The organism is Salmonella sp. SAL04214, assembly GCF_046550615.1.
GTDB lineage: Bacteria > Pseudomonadota > Gammaproteobacteria > Enterobacterales > Enterobacteriaceae > Salmonella > Salmonella enterica.
Map to the genome: position 1 here is coordinate 145,312 of NZ_JBGDXT010000011.1, position 16,921 is coordinate 162,232.

Here is a 16,921-nt window from a genome sequence, read left to right on the forward strand (position 1 = left end):
AACCTGATACCCACTTGAATGCCTGATGACGCTTCGTTTATCAGGCCTGATCCATTAAAATCATTACCGCTATCCGACAAAAGTACCGTAAGCGACACCATCACAGGAGGGAAAAATGCGAATCCAGTGTAAGCGCGTCTATTTCCCGGCGGAAAAAGACGATGGTTATCGGGTATTGGTTGACAGGCTATGGCCGCGCGGCATTAAAAAAGCAGCGCTGGTCTATGATGAATGGAATAAGGCCATTACGCCCTCCACCGAATTGCGCAAAGCCTTTCATAGCGAACTGATTGATTTTAACCACTTCGCGCAGCAATACCGGGCAGAACTTGCGCAACAGCATCAAGAAGGCAAACGGCTGGCGGATATTGCCCGACACCAGCCGCTAACGTTGCTATACGCCGCTAAAGATACTCGCCAGAACCATGCCATTGTGCTGGCAGAGTGGCTACGAGAGCTGTGATTGTCGTGCCGCCGCCTGGCCTGGTTGTCTGTCCGGGGACAACGGCATCAAATGTTCTGCCCGCACCCAGGCAAAACCGTGCTGGCCATCGGCGGAGGCTACATCGCCCGTGACCAGCCACAGCGCCCGAGGCGCTTCTTTCGGCAGTAAGGTGACGTGTCCATTTACCGGGTTAATGAATTCATCTCCGGGTTGACACAGGCAAAATAGCTCAACCGATTTACCAATATTCTGCCGTCCGGCGGGTGTTTTAGCGCCAATAACTATTGCCAACGCGCCCGGCTTTAACTGAAACATATTTTCTTGCGCCGCATGAAACTCATTATCAGATTGTTCTTAATCATATCCCGTCGGACCGCAGGTTGTCACTTTTTCGTATCAGGGTGCTCTCTGCGCCATAATGTCCACTCATCAATGATTTCGCCATTGGGCAATTTGCAATCGGAACGCACGCCTTGTGGGGTCTGCACCGGCATCAGCGTACCGCCCTGTTGCTCACAGTAGACGGCTGCCGGATTAGGCATCCCAATGCGCGGCGGCCGGGGGGCGTTGGGTTGCGACGATGAACAAGCGCTCAGCAGCAATACGCCTGGCAACGCAATCCACGTAAATTTCATAACGACTCCTTAAAGCGATATTTTGTCCAGGATAACCTGGCGGGTACGCTATTTCCATACTTTCTGTCAGCGCTTTAGTGGGTGTTTATCCCGGGTTAAGTCAGTAATAGCCACGCCCTGTCACAAAGCAACCGACCTTTTGTCGCTGAGAAAACCCTGCTATTCTGGCGCCCCCTGAACAGTGAAGGTAATAGCATGAGAGTGGGTATCCTCTTCCCTGTCGTCATTTTCATTACGGCAATATTATTTTTGGCATGGTTTTTTATTGGCGGTTACGCCGCGCCAGGAGCATAACCATGAGGAAAACAACGATGGTGTTGATGGGCATCGCGCTAATTGCGGCGACGGGTACCGAACTGGGCTGGTGGTAAATTCATTTTGAATAATAAAGGCTACCTGTCGTAGCCTTTATTATCTCTGAAAGTTCTGCGTTTAGCTTTTGATTTTTCTGTAGATTAACAGCACGACAATCGCGCCGATCACTGCGACTGCAAAGCTGCCGAAGTTGAAACCATCCACTTTGCCAAAGCCAAAGAACGTACTGATCCATCCTCCGACTACCGCACCAACGATCCCCAGAATGATCGTCATAAAGAATCCGCCGCCATCTTTACCTGGCATGATCCACTTAGCCAAAATACCCGCAATAAGTCCAAAAATAATCCATGAAAGAATGCCCATTTTTTCCTCACTTATGTCTTAACGTTAGCGGTTTATTTGCCGTTAAAAAGAATAGCACATCGTCAGGAAAGTGAAGTTTGTGATATCCATCACCTTTTAGCGTCGTGGATAAAAGCGCATAAATATCAGGGTTGCAATCATTAATGATAACGATTATCTTTATCAATACCGAGTGGTTGAGTTTATAACCCACCTGTTCGGTACGACATTGCTCACATTGCTTCCAGTATTATTTGCCCGCCTCACCGAGTGCGGGCTTTTTTTGCTAACCGCTATCTATCCCATGTCGAATTCATGGTCTTTTTTCAGCCGCGCTATTTTGCGTGATACGGGGTCATCTCCAGCGCCGTACATTCATCCTGCTTGTCCTGCTGCATAAACCCCACGGTCACCATAAACAAACCGATCATAAATGGCACTTCATAAAGCTCTTCAATCAAATCCGTGTAACGAGCGTTATGCAGGAATATCGGCGACAACCACCGATGATGCTCGACAGTGTCGGAAATCAGATATGAACATGCCGTCACGGCAAACAGCCACAATGGCAGAGGAACGTCCCGCAGACGACGAACAATCTCCTTACGTAGCCCGGCAGAAAACAGGACTGGCAAGACTAACGCAGCAATTAATATCACTGAAATCGTTCTGAACAGAATACGCGGCTCGTCAGGGAAATAGTCACGCCCCCAACTGGTGCTTCTACCCAATAGCACCACCCACCAGACAACAGCCCACAGCCAAAACTGCTTTGCCCCTTCGGGACGGGAAAGTGGCCGTATATACCAGGCGGTAAATAGCGCCCCAAACAGTAACCATAACGCTTGTCCGTTTTCAATCCATCGGACCACCACGCCGTTAAGCAAAGGCAATTGCCAGTCCGCCGTAAACGGGATGACCACAGCGGCAAGCGCAAGAGTAAGTGCTGACGAAGTTAATCGGGTATCGAGTTTCATGATCATAAGACTCTTCTGGTTTTTAATACCCAATCATAAGTTTTATGAATATGCTCTCATTAGCAAACAATGCGATATTCTTAATGTTTTCTTAATGTTTCTTTTCAACCCATGTCTGATGTAAATAAACAGCGCTTTTCAATACGCAAAAACCGCATCACGCTGGCGACGCGCGATGCGGCTTCTGATTTAAAAAATCACTTTATATCAAATAGATACTACAAGATCCTTACCAACCGCAAACGTCGTGTTCGTTTTCGGTATCGTAGGAACGCACGGTATTGACCAAATCCTTCACAACTTCTGCCGCAACTTCAGGTACCAGCAACGTCATCGGTGCTTCCGTTTCATAGTCCACAGAGACGCCATTGCTATTATTCGTGACCGTGACGGTATAAGTAGCTTTTCCCATTATTATTCTCTCCCGGCATGAATGACTTTTCGTGAGGTCGCCCCTTCCATCAGTACTTCCGGCGCGACAAAAAAGTCGATGTTAAAATAGGTATCATCCGTCATGACCTCAATATTGTGCCACTTTTCCGGAGGAAACACGCCAAACTCGCCGGCATTGATCACCATGATCTCTTCCGGCTCAGAGCAATGTTCATCAGCGTATCCGAGATATTTGACCGCCCCCTGCATCACCGAGAGACGAGGATAAACGCCGGGTCGCGTTCCCTTATCAAGGTGGCGTTCGAAAATTCCGGCAGGCGCCGTCTCTTTGTTCCAGAAGGGCGTGGAACGTGTATGGATATGATTTTGTGGAATTTGCCGCATTTGCTTCCCTCTTCCCGCAGGTTACTCAGCGATAATCTCATCGCTGTCGTAAAAAGGTTACGCTCCAAAAACAGCATTTTAAATACCATTTATTGGTTACTATTTTGCTGTTTTCCACGCAATAAAACCGAAAGGAGAGCAATGACCCGCCGTTCACGACGGGTCCAGGGGGTTAAGACTGGAGCGTTGCCAGCCGGGCGGCAAATCCGACGAAAAGAAGGCCAATCAACGAATTGCCCACTTTTGCCAGTTTCTTTTTGGTACCAATATAGTGGGTTACAAAAGCGCCAGAAAGAATTAAAAAGCTCAGATAGCAAAAACTGACGATTTCAAGGGTGGTGGCCAAAATAAAAAATGACACCCCAGTATGCGGCGCAGTAACGTCAATAAATTGCACAAAAAAGGAAACATAAAAAAGTATGGCTTTAGGATTCGTCAGGCTAAGAATTAAAGCACGCTTAAAAATAGCGCCAAAAGGAACTACCGTTTCCGTCGCCGCACGCCCTTTTGAGGTCAGCGTAGCGTAAAGGATTTTTGCGCCAAGGTAGAGCAGATAAAACGCACCGAGATAGCGAACAATGTTAAACAGAACCGGCGTTGTTTTGATCAGCGTCGCCACGCCCGCATACGCCAGAAACATTAATATCGCATCGCCGATAAACACGCCGCATGCGGCAAGATATCCTCCTTTAACCCCGCGTCCCACGCTGTTTTTAAGCACAAAAAGCGTATTCGGCCCCGGTACCAGAACGATAAAAATCGCCCCAACCAGGTACGTCCAATAATTCAGAACACCATACTCCGCGAACACATTAACCTCTTCCTGAAAACATTTACGCTTAACTGCGAAACAGTATGCTAACGAATGCACCGGAAGATGGGAAGCGAAACCACGTCTCTCCAGCCGCTATTCCGCCACGCTTATATCCCCATCCCCCAAAAACGTTCTTGTATCGCGCCCCCCGCAGGCAATCACCAGGTATTGGCCCACGTTTCCTCATGGGGAATTAACGCGCGCGTCGTACCAAAGATAGGGCTGCCAACACATCACTGATATCGCTCTCATTCAGATTCGGCGCATTAAACTTCGCTCTCAGCCACACCATATCCTCGTGGCTGAAAGCGCCGACCATCAAGCGCTGGCTGATAATGATCAACATTTGATTATCAAGTTGTCGAATACGTTGCCGGGTGACCGACAAGGTTTGTATCGGAAAGGAGGGTTCTGAGCCGGTTCGCCACTGCGCTAAATAGCGGTACTGTATCGCTTTACTGGCATCCATTAGCGAACGAATAAAAGGGGTTATCGAATGCGGGTCCAGACCGTTATTTTTCGCTTCTTCTTCAGCCTCGGCAAAAACATTTTGTTCACGCGTGAAATCCTCTATCGGCAGATGGTGCTTCATTTTATAAGCAGCCACATCTTTCATTAATAACATGCGTTCATTGAGCGCGGTTAAGAGCGCACCAAGCGATACCGACGTTACCGAATCGGCAAAAGTGGTGCTGCACATCAATAAAGAACAAAGAAAAATGGCGATATGACGAATCATTAATCAACCTCCTTTTACGGAGGCCTGACAGTAATTTACCTTTATTAAGATAACATTAAGTAATTATTACAGACGGGTATTAATGCTTATTCGTTGAAACTGGAGTGATAAAAAGAACAGGCCGTTGATTCTACGGAATCTTCACCTTCACTTAAAGTGTATAAAATATACAACAAATCACACAAATGTGATGCACATCACGTTTTTATGATTTTTTATTACGGTTTTATGATATAGGTCTAATTTTAATAGGTCACTAATTTCTCTCCCCCGCTCAGGGAGATCGGCTTCAATTTACATCGAATATGGTGAAATATGACTACCATTACACTAGTCAACGAACAAAATAGTACTGGCAATCCTTTTTCTGCACATATGTTATGTGAACAGCGAGCTATTCAGGAAATTACTTACGAACTATTGCAATCGCAGCAGCATGTCTCAAATAAGGATATCATCGCCAAACTTATTGAAAAACTGGAAACAGAAAAAGACGTAGTGCAGCTTGATATTTATCGTAATGCCTTAGAAGCCGTTTTGTTTCAGACACCTGACGACATCTAATATATACCCAAAATAATTCGAGTTGCTTAAAGGCGGCAAGGGAGTGAGTCCCCAGGAGCATAGATAACTATATGACTGGGGTGAACGACAGATCTGCCGGGAGCAGATTTGAACGTCGCGTGCGACGGCCCGTCAGGGCGAGGCCCATGGATGGGCCGAGTAATCCGTAGCCAACACATAAGCAACTTGAAGTATGAAGGGTATAAACAAGGGAGGGGGTTACTCCTCCCCTGTTCGTTAATAATGCAGATGCCTCAACGTGCGGTGCCTGATTTTTCGTAGCCGTTTGCATGGATTTGCGGTGCAACATGCTGCATGCTTTCTGGCATCTCATGCTGCCGATATACGGCTGGCAGTAATGTTAAGCATGAGCCATTTTTCACATGAAGACTAAATTTACCCGATTCTTTTAAAGCCTGAATAAGATTTTCCTGCGCGGGAGTTAATGTCTCATCATGCCACAGAACAATATGCTCGAAAGACGTTGATAAAAGATCGGGCATCGGCGCCTGCCAGGGGATGACTTCAACTCGCATACCTTCACTACAATATTTAATCGTTTCCAGCCATAGCTCAATGGGGTCGTTCAGCGAAAACGCAGCAATAAGCATTGTGCCTGCTGGCGCCTTTCGTACGCTACTTAGCTGGAACGTGGCGTATTCAATAATCGCAGTATCCAGTAATGCCTTTTCAAATCGGCGTGCATCATCATCGCCTGCGGACAACCACAGCCGTAAAGGACGCAGTATTGACTCAATGACGATACACGGCGGAATTTCCCGACCATAACGCCAGAGTAATTTTCGCAATTTGGCGGGTTCGAATTTTCTACACTGCGCTAAAATCTCTTCCTGGTAGAATAACCATCCCGAGCGGCAATGCGTTTCTTCACCATAGAGGGCAGGTTTAATCTCTTTTAATGAGAAGCCTTTGCTTAACGCGTCGATAATATGCTGTATTCTGATAGCATCTTCTATGCAATAAAAACGATTGCCAGCTTCATCTTTGGTAGGTTGAAGCAGGCCATAGCGTTCCCAGGACCTGATATTTGCTGTTGTGACACCACACTGCGCCGCCATTGCGCTAATACTAAAAGTAGCCATGCCTGTCTGGCCTCATGATGATGTAAGAAAGCATAGTGAACCTAAACGCCATCAGAAGCAAATCATTATTAAGCAATGACCTTACTATTTACACGTGAAATTACATTATCGACATTATTTATTGTCAGCCAGTGCGTAAAGGCTTTAGAGACGGACAGTATTTGATAATCCAGAACTGTTCTACAACCTAATTTAGTCAGAACATGGTAGCGTACTGAGTAAATAGTTTTTAAATGTACATTCAGCTCACAGCTTATTTGTCGGATATCCATTCCTTTAACAAGCATCGCCAAAACATTTCTTTCATTCGCCGTTAATCTGACTTTCTCTGACCTGGGGAAAAATTGACCAGCAGCGGCCAAAATCAGTAATTCACGCCACTCAGCAATAGAGGCATCGACCTTTATTCGATATATGGCATGATGTTCATCAATAAAGTTATATTCATTATGGGTAACAATTCCAATGAGTACCGTTTTAAATGTGGAAGTAATATACTGCTGTACGGTGTAGTAATCGTCGATATCAAAAATAATATAATTTACGTTACCAGCTATTATTGCGACGTCCTTAAATAAGGACTCCAGACCATAATTAAGAAACAGGTTTTCGCTCAATAGTCTTGTATCTGTCTTTAAAACAGATGATGCGGAACCAGTCATATCCACCTCAACAAAACGAGAGCCATGTGGAAATATCCATTCGATGGCCCGCATAAGATCATCTGCTTACTTCAGCGATGAGAACCTATTAAGTAGTAGTTGAGGAACGCCGTTTGCGCAACCTGACAGACGTCCTGGGGCATCTTATGTGAACTGCGTGGGGATGTTCGCTTTGGCAAAATCCACAAAGCGTACGACCGCAGGCAGCAAAATATGCCAGTCCTGTTGCTCCAGACCTAAATATTCACGCTGCGCCGCACGCAACGTAGCAGCATACTCTTCTGGCAACTGAGGTAACAGCCAGTCAGCCGCCGCATCCTTAGAGGTAAATCTCCCGGTAGAAAGGGTGTACCAGATACGCGCCAGGGTTAAAACGATATGATACTCATCTCCCTGCACATCTGCCGTGGATTGCCAAAGGTCGAGGGGATAACGCAAGGCCTTCAGCAACTGCGCCGCAGGGGCTGGCGTGAACAGCCGTTCCGCGCGTTCGCCCTTTAGCGGTATACTGGTTTCCAGAATTTGGGTTATCAGTAACACCATGTCCCAGTCCTGTTGCGCTGGTTCATAAATCCCCTGACAAATGTCCTCTCTTAGCCACTCGCCAAATTGCATTTCCCGGGCAGGTGGAAAACACCAGGGAACCAGCTGCGAATAAAGCACGACAGTGACCTCCAGAGCGCGTTTTTCTGCCGACGCCCCCGGCGGCGATGAAAGCGCCAGCAATTCCTGCATCAGCGTTGCGCGTTGGGCCTCCGTCAGCGGCTGGCATATTGTCACCAGTAGATCAATGTCGCTGTTTGGCTTCAGACCGCCCGCGACAGCGGAACCATATAAATGAATAGCACGCAACGTATCGCCTGTGACACGAGTAATCAGGCGACACGCCGCATCCGTTTGGCATTGAATCGAGGGCGGTATAGACAGCGTCATCGTTGCTCCGGGGCGCAGGTATTTTTTATATTGGTTGCCAGAAATATGGCATAACGGCAGAAAAAAGCTCACTATTCATAGCGAGCTTTTAACATTGCATCAGACTTAATGATGTAGCATTTCGTCAACGACCTCATTCGCCTTTAACTGATAAGGATAATAGGTAGGCCAGTTTTCCATCTCTTGCAATAATGCCTGCTGCGAGGTATTTCCCATAAAGATATGGAAGTGCGCCGATTTGCGCGGGGCAATGATATGATCGCTAAACTGAACATATTTAGGCGCTTTGCTATTCGCATCTTTACATTCGAACAGGTAGCGCACCCCTTTTTTACCCGATGCGTAAGTCAGAATTTTATAGCCGGCATAATTGTATTTACAGGATGCAACGTTATTGTCGCGATGGAATTCTATAACGCCATTTTCAATACCGATAGTCTCAACATTCGTCGCGTATCCTTTGCGATAATACGCTTTAATATCCTCAAACGTTTTCTCCGGGTCTTTCTTCGCCTTTTGTCTGAAGACAGGGTCCAGCTCGCCGCTGACCAGATAAGGATAGACGGATTGCCACATACCATCCCAGTCGGTGAGCGCGCGATCGCGTACATTAGCGTCATCAAACACGCCCGCTGCCGCTTTTTGCTCAACCTCCGTCATCGGCGCGCCATGAGCATGATGACCATGCGCGAAGGCAGGACTATTTACCAACAGCATTCCCAGAAGCATTGTCAGTTTTTTTAAATGAATCACCAAAACGTTACCCTCATCTTTCTTAGAAAGATGATTGTTATATTATAACATTGCATTTATTTCAACAGAAACTCAGCGGCCACCGCGCAGGTGGCCTTTTTTGATATCAACTGGTCCGCCATCGAGGAATTGAACCCCGAACCTTAGAGGTAGAAGCTCTATGCTCTATCCGGTTGAGCTAATGGCGGAAGAAAAATTACGCGGCCATTTTAAGGCAGGCGTCTGCGCATTGGCTGCATGCCCGCGCGCAATTCTGGCAATGATCGTGATCGTGCCTTGCACACTCTTCGGCGCAGGCTTTGCAGATATCCGCGCACAGGCGGCATAATTTTTGTGAGTACTCGCTTTCCAATGCCATAAATTGCGCCCCCAGGCGACAAATGGCCGCACATTGCATATCTAACTGGATGCAGTGCTTCATCATTTCGACGTTATCTTCACGCAGACAAGAAGAGGCGCAGATATCACACGCCGCCGCGCATTCATAACACTGCTCAATACACTCACGATGTTCTTGTTGCATAAATGACTCCTTATTTTATTAAGAGGAGTAGATAAGTCTGCACAGAAACGCCGGGATAGCCAAACGGCTACCCCTCTTTTTCATACTTTTTGAACAAAAGTGCTGAATAAAACAGCAATCGTAAAGCCGGAAATCGGCCTCCGTGATGTGACGTCTATACTGTAATGTTCATCTGCTTTTCATCGGAGGTAAAATGGAGTATTTAGCACGACTAAATATCGTTGCGATGCTGATGTCAACGACGTTCTGGATCAATCTGGCGGTCGTTTTTTTCGTCACCCTCATTACTTACTGGCTCATCAACTGGCTACTTAATGTGGTCTATAAAGCGCTACAACGCCCGGATAAAAAGGATGATGCTCATGGGCGGCTGCGGCCTATTGTTTTCGAGATGCTGAAAAAGACCAGTAAGATGCTCATCTTTTTTGCCGCATTTCTCTTTAGCCTGCGCTTTGTCGCCCTGCCCGACCGGTTATTCTCTACCCTCTCTCACGCCTGGTTTTTAGTGGTTGCGATTCAAATGGCGATTTGGCTTGATCAGGGCGTACAGTCATGGATGCGTCATTTACTGTATGCCCCAGGCTCCAATAAAAACCCGGTGACGTTAGTCATTCTTGGTATGATTTTGCGCGTGCTCGTCTGGTCTATGATGCTGCTCTCCATCCTGGCGAACGTCGGCGTGGATATTACCGCACTGGTAGCCAGCCTCGGCGTGGGCGGTATTGCTATTGCCCTGGCGGTACAAACCGTTCTGAGCGATGTCTTCGCTTCGCTGTCGATTGGTTTCGATAAGCCCTTCGAGATTGGCGATTTCGTCGTCTTTAATGATGTAGCCGGTACGATTGAACATATCGGTTTGAAAACCACTCGCATCCGTAGCCTCAGCGGCGAACAGATCGTTTGTGCGAACGCGCAGTTGTTGCAGCAAACCATACACAACTATAAGCGGATGCAAACGCGTCGTATCGTGTTTACTTTTGGCGTCGCCACTGCGACACCGCCGGAAAAGTTACGCCTCATCGGCGATATGGTGAAAAAGATTATTACCGATGTCGGCGAAACACAATTCGACCGCGCCCATCTACTGGCCTTTGGTCAGGATCGGCTGACCTATGAGGTGGTGCATATCGTCAATACCGCGGATTACAATAAATACATGGATATTCAGCAAGAGATAAATATCCGTATTATTGAAAAACTCATTGAGAATGATATCGAACTGGCGCTGCCAAGTCTGGTTGTCAGAGCCCCTGTACAGGTTGAAGAGACCAGAGACTACAGTAATACCGCTGATGCAAAAAACGCAGATAAACACGTCATGTAGTAAAATCTCTGCCGACAATACCGGGAACCCATGGGCTCCCGGTGCGTTAACGGCGACACGGCAATGCGGAGAAACGACTTGCGGCTATTCCACCTGTAAATGGCGGGTACAGACTTGATCAAGTAGCGCAGACTGATGACTAATCACCAACATCCCTAATGAACGGCTGCGGCACACCTCAAGCACGTATACCCATATCGCTTTTTGAATAGACGGATCGAGTTGCGCCGTCATTTCGTCGGCAATCAGAAAACGCGTTCGCGGGTCAAGCGCGCGCAGTATCGCAATACGCGCCAACTCCCCGCCTGAGAGCTGCATTGGCCGACGCGTCAGCCACTCGGGCTGCACATGCAAACGCCTCATCGTTTCCGGGTCAGGCTGCCAGGCATCACGCACCGCGTCTCCGGCGCTTCGCCAGGGATTAAACGTCAGTTCAGGATGCTGGGGAACAAGCTGTACCGGGCAATACTGATGCAGGGGTAACGGGCTGCCGTCCAGCAGAACGTCGCCCGCCGTCGGCTTTTGCCATCCGGCCAGGACGCGCCCCAACGTTGTTTTCCCCGTTCCGCTTGGCGCATGAATTCCTACCTGTTCACCGGCAGAAATCGTAAACGTCAGGTTCTGCCATAAGACTTTCCCGCCCTGACGAATAACGAGGTCGCGGCAGCTTAGCATTCTATTCCCTCTCCGGTCGGCATAAATAACGGGCTTAGTTCAGGCAATGCTTGCCATTGCCGTTTTAACGGCTCACTCATCTCTTCCGGCTGTAATCGTTCACAGCGAATATTGTCCGTGATATAACCCTGATGCAGCGCCACAATGCGATCGGCATACCGCGCCGCCAGCAGCAGGTCATGAGTCACCCACAGCACGCCGCATCCCCGCTCGCAGAGACCTCGCAAGTGCTCAAGCAACTGGTTTGCCAGTGCGGTATCAAGCCAGGCGGTGATCTCATCCGCGAGGATATAACGTGCCTGGCTGAGCGAGGCGTGGCACGCCAGAATTCGTTTAGCCATCCCGCCGGAGAGCTGGCGGGGAAAGCGTTCCAGGACTGTCGGTTCGAGATCGCTTTGCTGCAATAGCTGTACCATCTGCGTCTCATCCCAGGCGCGTCCGGTCAGATGACATGCTCTGCTCAAATGTTTTCTGATATTCAGCATGGGATTAAGCGCCTGTACCCCCTGCGGCACGTAGCTAAACGTATTGCCCCTAAGCTGCCTGATGGTATGTCTGTCCAGCCGGTTGCCATCAAGCGTAATTTCCCCCCGAAAGCGTAAATTTTCCGGCAGCAGATCGAGCAGACATTGCAGCAGCAGACTTTTGCCCTCCCCGCTGCCGCCAACCAATGCCACCATTTCTCCGGGCGCGATATCAAAAGAGACATTCTGTAATAACGGCGACCAGCGTCTCGCGCCATACCAGCGATAACGCGCACTTTCCAGCGTAACCTGTTGTAAACTCAGCATACGTCACTCCTTAGCCACAGCCGCTGAGTGGCGCGCGCAAACTGATCGAAGAGCATCACCAGCGTGAATAACATTAGGCCGGGAAACAGCACCAGCCACCAGTTACCATGGCTAATAAACCGTAACGCATCCGCCAGCAACAGCCCCAGCGAAGGCTCATGCGGCGCCAGCCCAAACCCCAGAAAACTTAATGCCGCGCTGTGCAATACCGCATGAGGAAACATCAATAACGTTCCCGTCAACCATTGCGGCAATAGCGCCGGAAAATAGTGATATCGCCAGCAATAAAGGTGTCCATGCCCCAGACGATAGGTCAATGTCAGGTAGTCACTCTGCGCTACCCGCTCCGCGTCGGCGCGCAGAATCAGCGCCAGACGGGGCCAGTGCGTTAACGCCACGGCCGCAATGACGCCGCTTTTACCGCCGCCGAGCGTAAAACAGATAAGGATCAGCAAAAGTAAATGCGGCATGGCGAGCATAGCATCGGTTATCAGCCGCATCAGGAGGTCCAGCCGGGGATGAATGCGCGCCGCTGCCGCCATCACTAGCGCGATAACGCCGCTGCACAGCGCGGCGCCAACGCCAATTTGTAAACTGGTGAAGGCCCCCTGAAAGCAACGAAGCCATACATCACGCCCCAGATTATCGGTGCCAAACCAGTGCTGGATATCAGGCGACAGATGCCGGGCAAGCAGATTAACCTCTGGCGGCTGGCTCAACGTGGCATAACCGTATCCGGCAATAAACAGCAGACAGGTAACGGAGAGGATCAGACGAAACAACGTCGGGGCAGGATTATAGAGCATCGGGACGCTCCAGCGATCGATTAAGCACCACCACAAGCCAGGCTGAAATCGTATTTCCGGCAAACACTAATAGCGTACAGAATAAAACGATCCCCATGAGTAGCGGGACATCGCCACGCAGGCCGGCATCGATAGTGGCCTGTCCCAGCCCCGGATACGCAAAGACTTTTTCTGCCAGTAACGCTCCCCCCATCAGTTCGCCCAGAGAAGCAAACTGTAAGCAGAGCGCTGGGGTAATCGCATGACGTAACACCTGGTGACGTAACAGCGACCATCCTTTATCCCCCTGAGCGCGCGCAAAACGAATAAATTCGCTCTTCATTACGCTGGCTATTTTTTCTCGCGTATGCAGCGCAATTTGCCCCATGCCCAACAGACTTAACGCACATACCGGCAACACAAGATGGCGTAAACGTTCCGATAAAAGAGCTGTTCCTGCATTATTTCCGGGGTCCCAGGCGCAACAAACAGGTAATACCGGCCAGCGGACGGCAAACAGCGCCAGCAACAGCATTGCTATCCAGAAGGTGGGCAACGATGACAATAAGTAGCTGATACGGCAAATCATCTTATCCGGCCAGCGGTGGAGAAAACGTCCGGCCAGAAAACCCAATGTCACGCCCAGCACACCAGACAATAGCCAGGCGCCTGCCAGCAGCGCGAATGACGTCGCAAAACGTTCCCGGATCACGCTGGCGACAGGCATGTTGAACAGCATGGAATACCCCATGTCACCCTGGAGCAAACGCCAAAACCAGTGACCGAAACGCTCCCACAGCGGCTGGTCAAGCCCCCAGCGCGCCGCAATCCGCGCATATTGTTCTGGCGGAACATGGAGCAGATCGTTGCCAATATAAGCGCGGATAGGATCAACGGGCGAAAAGCTAAGCAAAATGAAGGTGCCGGCAGCCACCAGCATCAACAGAATAATCAGCCGCAAAAAATGACTGAAGAACAATTTCATCACCGACAGGTCCAGGTCCAGTCATCAAGATTGTTTAACACCGACCAGCTACCGTGGATTTCTGGCGCGCCTTTTCCCAGATCAATACAGGGGTTGGCCAGATAGGTATGCTGAATATTAAGCAGCCATGCCCATGCCGCATCGCCCTGGACGCCCGCGCCCTGCTTCCCATCCCACTCAACCTGCTGCCAGAAAGGGATCGCCTTTTGCCAGTCAGGCGCATCTATAGCCTGTTTCAGATGTGCTTCTACCGCAGGGTTGCTGTAATAGCCCGGGTTATAATATTCCACACCAGCGGCTTTCCCGCTGTAGTGATGGAAGAGTTCCATCGGGTCCAGACTTCCCCAGCCAAACAGCGTAGGGTTAGCGTGCATATGGCGCTCTACGGTTTCCCAGCTTCCCGATTGCAACGAGACGACAATGCCTAAAGGCTGCAACATGGCGCGCACCGCCTCGGCCAGATCCCGTCGGGTGCTGTCGCCACTGGCATACCATAAGGTCAGACGCGCTTCTTTACCTGCTTTTTCACGCACGCCCGCACGGTTTATCTTCCAGCCAGCCTCTTCCAGGATGGCGCGCGCTTTTGCAATATCGCCATCGCTGAATACCACTGAAGGATTTTGCCACGGCAATCCCTGCACCGCGCTATAGGCGGGTATCGCATGGCCTTCCATCACCTGTTCCGCCAGTTGTTTACGATTAATGGCATAGTTAATTGCGCGTCTGATAGCGACATCAGCGGTCACATCGTTGCCGACAGGATAACCGTTAGCATCCTTTTTACCGGCTGGCACCATCGGGAAGACAATGCCCCGGTTTTCAACGCTATCGCGTACCCAGAGTTTAAGATTATCCTGCTGCGGGGCCACCGCCATAGAAGGGGCAATGCGCACCAGTCCCAACTGTCCGCTGCGCGCGGCGGCATAAGCATTATCTTCATCCAGAAAGACAAAAACCAGCCGGTTAAAGTCATTCTTTTTACCCGCATACCAGGGATTAGCTTCAACGATCAGTTGCTGACCCGGCTGAAAGCTGACCAGTCGGTACGGACCGGCGCCTATCGGTTCGCGGGCGAACGTTTTTTCATCATAACGGCTGGCCGGAACAATCCCTAACGACCCGAGTACATTCACAAAGGTACTCTGCGGATGGCTCAGCGTCATCTCAATTCGGCGCGCATCCAGCGCTCGCGCATGACTAAAGTTGCCCATGTCAATTTTACCGCCGCTCTTCGCCGCTTTATTGTATGTAAAAACGACATCTTCGGCAGTTAATGGCGAGCCATCGGAGAATTTCAGATCGGGTTTTAAGGTCAGTATCCAGGTTTTACCATCGGGGCTGGTATCCACTTTTTCCGTCAGTAAATTACCCCAACTCATATCGGCGTTTTGCTTGAGCAACGGCGCATGAAGCAATAAGTAACTGCCGTGGCTCCAGCCCAGCATAGGATCAAAGCCTTCCGTTGGCTCAGGGCCAATGGCCAGCTTTAAGGTATGGCCATCTGCCGTGTCCGACGCAGCGAAAAGCGGCGAGGTGAATGCCAGAGTCAGCGCGCACGTCACGAGCGCCAGTTTGCCTTTAATCATCAATTTATCCCAGATTATACGTTGTTTTTGTTCCTCCCGGCGCAGCATAAACGTCGGGAGACCTCCTGAGGACGGCATTATGGCGAGCATTTGTAATGAAAAAATTGATGCAGAACAGAAAGTATGACGATCTTTTAAAAACATCATACGCACAAGCGCCGGGAGCGCCAACGTGGGCTAAAGGCCGCTTTTGACGGGGATAAAACGCAAGAGAAATGATGCCAGGAATAGCGGGTTAATTAACGCCATCTTATTCTCTTATTTCCTTTCTATTCTGTATTACGTCTTCCCATCCGACGCTGTTCATTTTCTCAACGTTATTAGTCAGTGCTGAAACGTAAGAAGGTATCGTAATTAGCGCCTCCTGGCTTTAAACCTAAACCAATATTAAACGAACCGGACGTTAATGAAACTTACCAGCAGAACGCCAGTCATATGGCAACCCGATGAAATGACATGCTATGGAGTCCAACCGAAAAATGTTAACGCCGCCAGGGCTCGTGATGATTTTTTTAGCCGTACTGTTCTCATTGCTGACAGGATGCGCAAGTTATAAAAACACGGCATGGGGAATATATCCGGCTTCAACGGATATTTGTCCATCAGGTACGACATCAACAGGAGGGTGCAAAGAGTAATATCGCATATTTAATATACACCACTTTTTAAATGACTGTCCGGACATTTTCGGACGGTAAGTTTTCTATTAATTTATAATGGACTAATCCCATGACAAATAAAAAACACATTTTTTCAATTATCTTTATTGGTTCTCTTTTAACGGGGTGTGCTACAGGACCATCACCGACAGGGATTGGCTTATATACGGATGTTAAAGGGCCAATTACTGCCACGAGTCTCCCGGCAACCAAAACCGGTAAAGCGTGTGCGCAAACGGTATTGGGTATTGTAAATACCGGCGACGCATCTATTGATTCAGCGAAAAAAGCGGGCGATATTTCTTTAGTGTCGAGTGTTGATTATGAAACTACAGGCTCATATCCGTTTTATGGTAAAACCTGTGTTGTCGTAAGAGGACAATAACAGCAGTAAGCCGGCGATGCCGCCGGCTTTTTATCCCATTTTACGTGCCGCTATCTCTGTCTGTTCCTTGCGACTCAGCCCCCGCTTTAAGGTTCTGTTAAGATTTTACGCATACCCTACAAGCAGTTGTTAATAAAGGATAATAA

Annotated in this window: 23 protein-coding genes, 1 tRNA gene and 1 pseudogene; 6 read left to right on the forward strand and 19 right to left on the reverse strand. The window is 49.1% G+C overall.

Annotation, left to right across the window (positions count from 1 at the left end; all coding sequences use genetic code 11):
* Positions 1–115 precede the first annotated feature (115 nt).
* Entirely contained in the window at positions 116–463 is a 348-nt protein-coding gene (locus ACLJQD_RS18230) for a DUF488 domain-containing protein (RefSeq protein WP_001222527.1), read from the forward strand.
* Here ACLJQD_RS18230 and ACLJQD_RS18235 read toward each other — a convergent pair.
* Positions 449–760, reverse strand: coding sequence for a hypothetical protein (locus ACLJQD_RS18235; RefSeq protein WP_000487126.1), 312 nt, complete (start codon positions 758–760; stop codon positions 449–451). The two genes, ACLJQD_RS18230 and ACLJQD_RS18235, sit on opposite strands and share 15 nt — an antisense overlap.
* A gap of 68 nt (positions 761–828) precedes the next feature.
* A complete protein-coding gene (locus ACLJQD_RS18240) occupies positions 829–1,080 on the reverse strand; it encodes a DUF333 domain-containing protein (RefSeq protein ID WP_000673492.1) in 252 nt (83 codons plus the stop codon).
* A 195-nt stretch (positions 1,081–1,275) separates the two neighbouring features.
* On the opposite strand from ACLJQD_RS18240, the gene ACLJQD_RS18245 reads away from it, so the two are divergent.
* Complete coding sequence (locus ACLJQD_RS18245) at positions 1,276–1,374, forward strand: YoaK family small membrane protein (protein WP_001589065.1); 99 nt, start codon at positions 1,276–1,278, stop codon at positions 1,372–1,374.
* 138 nt (positions 1,375–1,512) lie between these two features.
* Here the strand turns inward: ACLJQD_RS18245 and ACLJQD_RS18250 are convergent, their stop codons facing one another.
* From ACLJQD_RS18250 to ACLJQD_RS18275, 6 genes are all read right to left on the reverse strand, one after another.
* A complete protein-coding gene (locus ACLJQD_RS18250) occupies positions 1,513–1,761 on the reverse strand; it encodes a GlsB/YeaQ/YmgE family stress response membrane protein (protein WP_000512149.1) in 249 nt (82 codons plus the stop codon).
* Positions 1,762–2,075: 314 nt separating this feature from the next.
* A complete protein-coding gene (locus ACLJQD_RS18255) occupies positions 2,076–2,717 on the reverse strand; it encodes a nitric oxide reductase (RefSeq protein ID WP_023242782.1) in 642 nt (213 codons plus the stop codon).
* A 229-nt stretch (positions 2,718–2,946) separates the two neighbouring features.
* Positions 2,947–3,129 (reverse strand): DUF1869 domain-containing protein, encoded by a 183-nt coding sequence (locus ACLJQD_RS18260; protein ID WP_000513733.1) that lies wholly within the window; start codon positions 3,127–3,129, stop codon positions 2,947–2,949.
* A gap of 2 nt (positions 3,130–3,131) precedes the next feature.
* Complete coding sequence (gene yeaR / locus ACLJQD_RS18265) at positions 3,132–3,494, reverse strand: DUF1971 domain-containing protein YeaR (RefSeq protein WP_001248993.1); 363 nt, start codon at positions 3,492–3,494, stop codon at positions 3,132–3,134.
* A gap of 172 nt (positions 3,495–3,666) precedes the next feature.
* A complete protein-coding gene (leuE, locus tag ACLJQD_RS18270) occupies positions 3,667–4,305 on the reverse strand; it encodes a leucine efflux protein LeuE (protein ID WP_000457190.1) in 639 nt (212 codons plus the stop codon).
* Between the two features lie 196 nt (positions 4,306–4,501).
* Positions 4,502–5,047 (reverse strand): chorismate mutase, encoded by a 546-nt coding sequence (locus tag ACLJQD_RS18275; RefSeq protein WP_000617988.1) that lies wholly within the window; start codon positions 5,045–5,047, stop codon positions 4,502–4,504.
* A gap of 111 nt (positions 5,048–5,158) precedes the next feature.
* On the opposite strand from ACLJQD_RS18275, the pseudogene ACLJQD_RS18280 reads away from it, so the two are divergent.
* Both ACLJQD_RS18280 and ACLJQD_RS18285 read left to right on the forward strand, forming a co-directional pair.
* Positions 5,159–5,284, forward strand: a pseudogene (locus ACLJQD_RS18280) (hypothetical protein); the annotation flags it as partial.
* Between the two features lie 78 nt (positions 5,285–5,362).
* Entirely contained in the window at positions 5,363–5,611 is a 249-nt protein-coding gene (locus tag ACLJQD_RS18285) for a biofilm/acid-resistance regulator YmgB/AriR (protein WP_000208086.1), read from the forward strand.
* A 254-nt stretch (positions 5,612–5,865) separates the two neighbouring features.
* Here ACLJQD_RS18285 and ACLJQD_RS18290 read toward each other — a convergent pair whose 3' ends face one another.
* From ACLJQD_RS18290 to ACLJQD_RS18315, 6 genes are all read right to left on the reverse strand, one after another.
* Positions 5,866–6,714 carry a MerR family transcriptional regulator gene (locus ACLJQD_RS18290; protein ID WP_000190260.1) on the reverse strand — a complete coding sequence of 283 codons (849 nt, stop codon included), beginning with the start codon at positions 6,712–6,714 and terminating at the stop codon, positions 5,866–5,868.
* Between the two features lie 68 nt (positions 6,715–6,782).
* Positions 6,783–7,376: a helix-turn-helix domain-containing protein gene (locus tag ACLJQD_RS18295; RefSeq protein ID WP_001562706.1), complete on the reverse strand. Its 594-nt coding sequence runs from the start codon at positions 7,374–7,376 to the stop codon at positions 6,783–6,785.
* 144 nt (positions 7,377–7,520) lie between these two features.
* A complete protein-coding gene (gene aadA, locus ACLJQD_RS18300; RefSeq protein WP_017440986.1) occupies positions 7,521–8,309 on the reverse strand; it encodes a cryptic aminoglycoside nucleotidyltransferase ANT(3'')/ANT(9) in 789 nt (262 codons plus the stop codon).
* A 105-nt stretch (positions 8,310–8,414) separates the two neighbouring features.
* Positions 8,415–9,062, reverse strand: a complete 648-nt coding sequence (gene zinT / locus ACLJQD_RS18305; protein WP_001537483.1) for a metal-binding protein ZinT — start codon at positions 9,060–9,062, stop codon at positions 8,415–8,417.
* Between the two features lie 111 nt (positions 9,063–9,173).
* Positions 9,174–9,250, reverse strand: a tRNA-Arg gene (locus ACLJQD_RS18310).
* 8 nt (positions 9,251–9,258) lie between these two features.
* Positions 9,259–9,585, reverse strand: a complete 327-nt coding sequence (locus tag ACLJQD_RS18315) for a four-helix bundle copper-binding protein (RefSeq protein WP_017440985.1) — start codon at positions 9,583–9,585, stop codon at positions 9,259–9,261.
* Between the two features lie 193 nt (positions 9,586–9,778).
* On the opposite strand from ACLJQD_RS18315, the gene ACLJQD_RS18320 reads away from it, so the two are divergent.
* Positions 9,779–10,909 carry a mechanosensitive ion channel family protein gene (locus tag ACLJQD_RS18320; protein WP_017440984.1) on the forward strand — a complete coding sequence of 377 codons (1,131 nt, stop codon included), beginning with the start codon at positions 9,779–9,781 and terminating at the stop codon, positions 10,907–10,909.
* Positions 10,910–10,993: 84 nt separating this feature from the next.
* Here ACLJQD_RS18320 and ACLJQD_RS18325 read toward each other — a convergent pair whose 3' ends face one another.
* Genes ACLJQD_RS18325 through ACLJQD_RS18345 form a run of 5 tightly spaced genes read right to left on the reverse strand, consistent with a single transcriptional unit; the run spans position 10,994 to position 15,779 of the window.
* Positions 10,994–11,584, reverse strand: coding sequence for an ATP-binding cassette domain-containing protein (locus ACLJQD_RS18325; RefSeq protein WP_017440983.1), 591 nt, complete (start codon positions 11,582–11,584; stop codon positions 10,994–10,996).
* Positions 11,578–12,375: an ATP-binding cassette domain-containing protein gene (locus tag ACLJQD_RS18330; protein ID WP_017440982.1), complete on the reverse strand. Its 798-nt coding sequence runs from the start codon at positions 12,373–12,375 to the stop codon at positions 11,578–11,580. Before ACLJQD_RS18330 ends, ACLJQD_RS18325 begins: the two co-directional genes overlap by 7 nt.
* A complete protein-coding gene (locus ACLJQD_RS18335) occupies positions 12,369–13,181 on the reverse strand; it encodes an ABC transporter permease (RefSeq protein WP_017440981.1) in 813 nt (270 codons plus the stop codon). Before ACLJQD_RS18335 ends, ACLJQD_RS18330 begins: the two co-directional genes overlap by 7 nt.
* Positions 13,171–14,145 carry an ABC transporter permease gene (locus ACLJQD_RS18340; RefSeq protein WP_001805128.1) on the reverse strand — a complete coding sequence of 325 codons (975 nt, stop codon included), beginning with the start codon at positions 14,143–14,145 and terminating at the stop codon, positions 13,171–13,173. The genes ACLJQD_RS18335 and ACLJQD_RS18340 overlap by 11 nt, the downstream gene beginning before the upstream one ends.
* On the reverse strand, positions 14,145–15,779 hold the full coding sequence (locus ACLJQD_RS18345; RefSeq protein ID WP_017440980.1) for an ABC transporter substrate-binding protein: 1,635 nt from the start codon (positions 15,777–15,779) through the stop codon (positions 14,145–14,147). The genes ACLJQD_RS18340 and ACLJQD_RS18345 overlap by 1 nt, the downstream gene beginning before the upstream one ends.
* Before the next feature lie 681 nt (positions 15,780–16,460).
* On the opposite strand from ACLJQD_RS18345, the gene ACLJQD_RS18350 reads away from it, so the two are divergent.
* The gene (locus ACLJQD_RS18350; RefSeq protein ID WP_000182479.1) at positions 16,461–16,775 is read left to right on the forward strand and encodes a TRL-like family protein; all 315 of its coding nucleotides are present in this window, start codon (positions 16,461–16,463) and stop codon (positions 16,773–16,775) included.
* Positions 16,776–16,921 lie beyond the last annotated feature (146 nt).